This window comes from Paenibacillus sp. N119s, from assembly GCF_059447605.1.
This window is the reverse complement of record NZ_JCAJRU010000033.1, coordinates 21,312-27,674: the sequence shown is the minus strand read 5'-3', so window position 1 is coordinate 27,674 and position 6,363 is coordinate 21,312. Positions and strand designations below refer to the sequence as shown.

Here is a 6,363-nt window from a genome sequence, read left to right as displayed (position 1 = left end):
GGAGCGACTGAAAATGAGATCCAGCGTAAAAGTGTAATGTATAGGCAATATTCCCGGAGGAAGTAATGGGATCGTTCGCTGCCTGGTCTACATTTTGAGACCAGAATGGCGTGCCAACGATAATCATGTTGTCAGAATGTTGACGAATGGCCGGAATAACTTGCTCAGCGTAACTTTTGATTGTCCCCCACGAGACTTGTGTAGGTTCGTTATAAATCTCGAAAATGACGTTATCATAGCTTCCGTATTCCTGCGCCATCCGGCTGAAGAAACTTTTGGCGGCATTGACATTATTGTGCGCGTCATGCGAGTGCCAATCAATAATGACATAGATCCCTTTTGCAATTGCCGCATTGACCACCTCACGAACTTTGGAATCGTCGGCCGTGTTATACGGATTTCCGCTGGGGTCCACGCCATATGCCGCTCTCACAATCTCCACCTGAAATTCATCCACCATACGATTCACTGTGGCCGTATTCCAAAATGGACCGGACCAGTTGCTCCAAAAGAAGCTCGATCCTTTGACCATCATCGTCCGATTCGTTTTGGAGCCGTTAATCTTGTTGCCGCTTGCTTTCATTTCACCGAAATAGCTTACAGGGTTTGCGCAAGAAGCCGCAAAGACAGAATTTGCAGGTACGGCCGCTTGAAGAAGTAGCGTTAATAAACTGAACAGCAAAGTCATGATTAACGGCTTGGCGAATGAATTGATCGACATTTTCATAATTCTCTTCTCCTTTAATATGGCATGGTTACGCGAACAATTTCGGTAATTAGCCCCGATATTCATCTATAAATCGGTTGGATTCAAGAACAGTGATAGCTTACAGGATTATTTCCGAAAACGTTTTAGATTTTAATAGCAATTGGCCTGTTATGTGGATTTTACAAAGGGATAATTTCTTTATTAAAAGAAAAATACGAAGTTTGTCCATTATTTCTTCGGATTCTAGTTGATCTCTAAATAATCAAGGTATGCATCCCATGTTCCGTTTTCAGCTGTTAGAACGAGCTCAATCTCTTGATTTCCGGTTCCATGATTGATATTAGCCAGGGTATAAACTGCCGGATTGCTCCCGCCGAAGTAAAAAGTGCCCTTAGTCTGTCCACCAATTTTTAAGTCGACTCTAGCCATATTGGAATTATTCGAAGCACCACGGAGTGAAAAACTATGGATTCCGCTTGCAAAATACTGCGTGTATTTCACCGAATCATTGTTGGAGTATAAAGCGACCCCGTTGAATGGCGAGCTGATATTCCCGGTATACTGACCGCCTTTGGTCATACTTTCGGCTTCCACTTTCGTGCCTGTGCTCGGAGGAGTTGTAGCGCTGTCAGGCGCCACCGCACGGCCGGTGCTCGGAGAGATCATGCCAGAGCATAAGTTACGGCTCTTGAGATTTTGTGCAATCTGCGGGATCGCTTGAAGCGTTGTCTGGTATTGGTCATGCATCAGGATTACGTCACCGTTTTGCAACTTGCCCGCGGCAGCTACGATCTGAGCGGTAGTGGCTCCGTTCCAATCCTGAGAATCAACACTCCATAGCACTTCAGTAAGACTGTTTTGGCTTTCGATGGACTTTAAAGTCGCGTTGGTCGCACCGTACGGCGGACGAAACAGCTTTGGCGCATTTCCGATAATTGACTGAATCGTTTGCTGCGTCCGTGTGATTTCCGACAACATTTGCGAGCTACTGAGCGTAGTCATATTCGGGTGGGTATAGGAGTGATTGCCGATCCACATGCCTGCGGCCGCCTGGTCCCGTACCAGAGATGGGTTATTCTGTGCGTTCTGCCCAACGTTGAACATTGTCGCGCGCAAGCCAGCCTGTTTTAGCGCAGCAAGCAGTTTTGTTGTGTTACTGGCATTTGGGCCATCGTCGAACGTCAGACCTACGTAACCGTTCACGCAACTGGCATCGGCAGCACTGGCGACTGGCATCATGGGTACGGAGAACAACATACCAATAAGCATTAGAGCCATTGTCCCTTTTACTAGCTTTGCTTTGAGCATAATACTGCCTCCTCTTAATATAATGTTTGATTTCACCAAGTTTTTAATTAAACGTTTACAGATTATATTTTACTATCGAACTCTTCATATTTAACCTACAAAGATTTAACCTTATGCTGTAAAAAGTTTAGTTTCTTGTGGCTCTAACTTGTGAAGAGTACGTAGTCCTGAACTGGGAGTTTTCTTGAACAAAAAGAGCTGACATCAACCAATGTCAGCTCTATAGAAATTCTTATTTTTTTATTGACGATCCAAGGAAGCCTTTTCTCTCTTGAATACAAACAGGAAAATGGCACCGCCTATAATTACTGTAGCTAGAAGCAATAACGTCAAATTGCTGTACAGATACGCCGCAACGTTAGTAACGATTGGAAAAATAGGGAAGTTAAAACTAAGCTGTGTAAGCAGTCCGCCTACAACTGCAATACCGATCCCTTCTGCCAAAAAACAGGAAAAATTTAAAAACCCCATTCCTGAGCCTGATTCATCAGCACTTAACGAGCCTGCCACAATGGTTGAGATGACCGTTTTGACAAAGGATAGTCCACCAAAAATCAAAACCAATGCTCCTGAGATGATCCAAATGCTACGATCCGCGAAGAGTGAAACGATCAAAAGTCCTGAACTAAGAAGCGATAACCCTGCAACCATGACAAAACGAGCTCCACGCTTATCGACCAGAGAACCGCCAACAATCCCGAAAAGAATCACGCTAATCGTGCCCGGAAACAGAACACCGCCCCCGATAAGGCTTGTCGACATCTGGTGTACTTCTCTCATCATGTAAGGGATCATAGACATAAATCCTGCGACGGTCCCTAAAAGTATTCCTCCTACAAATACGCCCACGATAAATCTTCTCTTTTTGAATAAAGCCGGGTCTACAAAAGGTTCCTTAGCTCTTCGAATTCGCAGCACAAATCCTATAAAAAGAGTGACACTGATCGTCAAATACCACCACTCGTAATGTGTCGTAAATAAAGTAAACGAAACAATCCCAAGAACAAAGAGCAGGCCCCCCGAAACATCAAGCCCACCTTTTGTGACAGGTTCGTCAGGCAGCGTTCGTAAGAAAAACGGTAGCGTGACTAGCGTCATCATGGGTAGAAAAAATAGATAGGACCAATGCACATAGTCTGCAATCCAGCCTCCAAGTATAGGACCAAAACCTTCTCCAAGCGCAACCGTCGACCCGATCATTCCAAAAGCTTTTCCTTGATGCTGCTTTTCAATACTTTTGGTAACGATGACCATAATCAGTCCAGGGACGGCAGAAGCACCTGCCCCTTGGATAAATCGAGCGGCAAGCAAAATCGGAAACCAGTCATGAAAAAGCAAGCCGATTAGCGATCCCCCGCTGTATATCATCATACTGATGAGAACCAGTTTTTTTACGCCGTAAATGTCCGATATTTTTCCGTAAACAGCTGTCCCTACTGCAAAAGAAAGAATGAAACTGGTATTGACATAATTTGCAGCGAATGGCTCAATTCCAAATTGAGCGGCAATGTCGGGCAACGATACGTTGAACACTGTCTCATTTAATACGCTGAAAAATGCAAGCACGCACAGCCAAATCAAAGATTTAGGAATGCGTTCCTCAATCAATTTTCCCATCATGTAAACCCCTTAAGAATACCAGGGATCACGCAGTTTATAGGGCCAGTGATGCGTTGTTCCCTTTCAAATGTACCCTTCTTTTCACTATGTACTTCATTATAACGCCTCCAAAAAGTAAAAGTAAAAATCTGTTTAATTAAAACTACCTAACCATTTTATCACTAAAATAATGAAAATATCACCTACAATTTTGACGATAATCATTTCATAACGAGGTAAAGAAAAAACGGTTAGTTCCTACTCGTTGGATTACAATGTTCAGCCTCTACACTATCTTATTAACGCAATCTTCTACTTATTTATTTTCAATGGTAGATCGTCAAAAACCACTATGGAACTAAATTGTCTCTTTTGAAATCGTAGCAAAATATTCTACAACTATCTCACGGAATTCCTGAGCAGCCCGCGAAATATACCGATTTCTGTTCCATAATAAAGCAATCTCCCGTATCAATTCGTGATTCTCTACCTGGAGATATTTGAGGTGTCCCTGCGAATTTCGTGCCGTGCTCGGTATGAAAGCTATGCCAATTTCGGCTTCCACAAGAGAACTAAGCCTTGCAGGTTCATCCCCTTCATACACATATTTAGGCACAAATCCTTCCGACTTGCATACAGAGTCTACTAGATCACGAGTTCCATAGCCTCTCTTTACGCCGACAAACCATTCTTCCCTTAGCTCTGTCAAGGATACGCTATTTCGATCTGCAAGCCTATGTACCTTTGGAACAGCTACAAGAATGGGGTCGATACATACAATTTTACATTCGATGTCCTTCCCTTCAACGGGAGGTGAAGACAAGCAAAAATCGACCTCTCCTCTATGAAGAAGTTTGACCATTTCCTGTGTGGTCAGCATTTGCACATGAAATTGAATGTAGGGTCGTTTTCTCCGAAATTCTTGAAGAATACTTGGTAATGTGCTTGCGGTGGTCACCGCCAATTCGAGAATTCCGTGTTCTGGGCTGGATAAATCGGTGAGTTCCTGCTTCCCCTGTTCTAACTCAAATAAAGCCCTTTCTACACGGTAAAGGAATCTGCTTCCAAACTCGTTCAATCGCAGTTTCCTCCCTATTCGATCGAATAAAGGGACCCCCAGATCTTCCTCCAAGCGTTGAATCGTTTTACTCAGCGATGATTGAGTAACGTGCAGACTTCGTGCAGCTTCGGTTACATGTTCCAAACGAGCTACCGTGAGAAAATATTGCAGTTGAAGAAGTTCCATTTCGTATCCTCCATTTCATTCCTTTAAGTCAATGATATTATATCATCAAATGCATTGGAATAAATAATAGATTTCAAGTACGATGACATTAATTCGCTATTGGAGGTGCTAGAAATGAGTGTTCGCAGCTGGTGGTTAATGATTTCAGTGGGTCTAGGAATATTATTGAACCCTTTAAATTCTTCGATGGTTTCTGTTGCGATTCCAAGTCTGCAAAATGTGTTCCAACTTGACTTTACAGGTGTTTCCTGGATTATCTTTTCTTTCTATATTGCAAGTAGCATAGCTCAACCTATCATGGGAAAGGCCAGCGATTTATTCGGTCGTAGGAAGATATTTCTCACTGGTCTTGTTGTAGCCTTCATTGCTTCATTATTAGCTCCGTTATCACCAAACTTTGGGTGGCTCATCGTGTTTCGCATCGTACAATCCATCGGAACAAGCATGATGGTTGGGGTTGGAATGGCCATTGTTCGAATTCATATCAGAGAGAAACAAGCGACTGCGATATCTGTTTTGTCCATTTTCCTATCAGGAGCGGCAGCAATTGGACCCTTTATTGGCGGGGTTTTGGTTCATTGGTGGAATTGGCCTGCCATCTTTTTCGTCAATATTCCGTTTGTGGTAGCCAGCTTTTTATTGGCTTGGAAGACTATTCCAAAGGACGAATCGCCAACATCTGTTGCACGCAACATGTCCTTTCGTAAATGGTTTGATTTGATCGATGCAAGAGGGATTCTGCTATTCACATTAGGGCTGGTTGCCCTGCTCGTTGGATTACTATCGGTTAAATCATCTGGGCATATTTCGTTAGGAAACGTCATTATCGGGCTAATAGGCCTCGTTACGCTGGGGGTATTCATACGATATGAGCTAAAAGCGACGTCACCCTTTATTCCTTTACGCACGTTCGCCAAATATCCTGCGTTGACCTGGATTAATGTCGAATTCATGCTCGTTAACGTACTCTATTACTCGCTTTTTTTCGGGCTTCCGTCCTACTTGCAAGTGGTAAGGCATATAAGCGAGTTCCAAACAGGGAGTCTCATGCTAAGCTTAGGCTTGTGCTCGCTAGCTGCTTCTCCAATAGCAGGACGATGGATCGATAAATCAGGACCCAGACCGGCATTACTGGTATCCGCAATTCTGATGACATTGGGATCGGTGTGGCTTGTAACATTAAATCCAACTTCTCCGGTGATCAGCGTGTGTTTGGCTTTGGCTGCATTCGGTATTAGCAACGGGCTGAACAATGTAGGTATGCAAGCAGCCTTGTTCCAAAGTTCTCCAAAAGAAATAATCGGTGTAACATCCGGATTATTTAATACATCAAGATACCTGGGAACCATTCTCTCTTCATTGTTGATAGGTATCGTTATGGGAGGTAAGTTCAGCTTCGAGGGTTTTCAAGTGCTTGGGATTGTCCTTACGGTAATTGCATTGTCTTTGGTATTCATGAGTCGGCGACGCCGGGAGTCAAGACAATTGCGAGAGTCATAGA

General features: G+C 43.5%; 5 protein-coding genes. 1 reads left to right on the top strand and 4 read right to left on the bottom strand.

Annotation, left to right across the window (positions count from 1 at the left end; genetic code table 11):
• The 4 genes from AC5V8P_RS06500 to AC5V8P_RS06485 all read right to left on the bottom strand — a co-directional run.
• On the bottom strand, window positions 1–727 hold a 727-nt coding region (locus tag AC5V8P_RS06500), incomplete at its 3' end, for a glycoside hydrolase family 5 protein (RefSeq protein ID WP_495473583.1).
• Between the two features lie 225 nt (window positions 728–952).
• On the bottom strand, window positions 953–2,017 hold the full coding sequence (locus AC5V8P_RS06495; protein ID WP_064795905.1) for a polysaccharide deacetylase family protein: 1,065 nt from the start codon (window positions 2,015–2,017) through the stop codon (window positions 953–955).
• Between the two features lie 240 nt (window positions 2,018–2,257).
• The gene (locus tag AC5V8P_RS06490) at window positions 2,258–3,634 is read right to left on the bottom strand and encodes an MFS transporter (RefSeq protein WP_064795904.1); all 1,377 of its coding nucleotides are present in this window, start codon (window positions 3,632–3,634) and stop codon (window positions 2,258–2,260) included.
• 340 nt (window positions 3,635–3,974) lie between these two features.
• Window positions 3,975–4,862: a LysR family transcriptional regulator gene (locus AC5V8P_RS06485; RefSeq protein WP_064795903.1), complete on the bottom strand. Its 888-nt coding sequence runs from the start codon at window positions 4,860–4,862 to the stop codon at window positions 3,975–3,977.
• A gap of 114 nt (window positions 4,863–4,976) precedes the next feature.
• Between AC5V8P_RS06485 and AC5V8P_RS06480 the strand changes: the two genes are divergently transcribed.
• A complete protein-coding gene (locus tag AC5V8P_RS06480; RefSeq protein WP_064795902.1) occupies window positions 4,977–6,362 on the top strand; it encodes an MFS transporter in 1,386 nt (461 codons plus the stop codon).
• The last annotated feature ends 1 nt before the right edge of the window (window position 6,363 follow it).

What these genes read in the sequence shown, in the direction of transcription:
- AC5V8P_RS06485 (WP_064795903.1), bottom strand. Translation starts at nt 4,862, where the DNA reads ATGGAACTTCTTCAACTGCAATATTTTCTCACGGTAGCTCGTTTGGAA.
- AC5V8P_RS06480 (WP_064795902.1), top strand. Translation starts at nt 4,977, where the DNA reads ATGAGTGTTCGCAGCTGGTGGTTAATGATTTCAGTGGGTCTAGGAATA.
- AC5V8P_RS06490 (WP_064795904.1), bottom strand. Translation starts at nt 3,634, where the DNA reads ATGGGAAAATTGATTGAGGAACGCATTCCTAAATCTTTGATTTGGCTG.
- AC5V8P_RS06495 (WP_064795905.1), bottom strand. Translation starts at nt 2,017, where the DNA reads ATGCTCAAAGCAAAGCTAGTAAAAGGGACAATGGCTCTAATGCTTATT.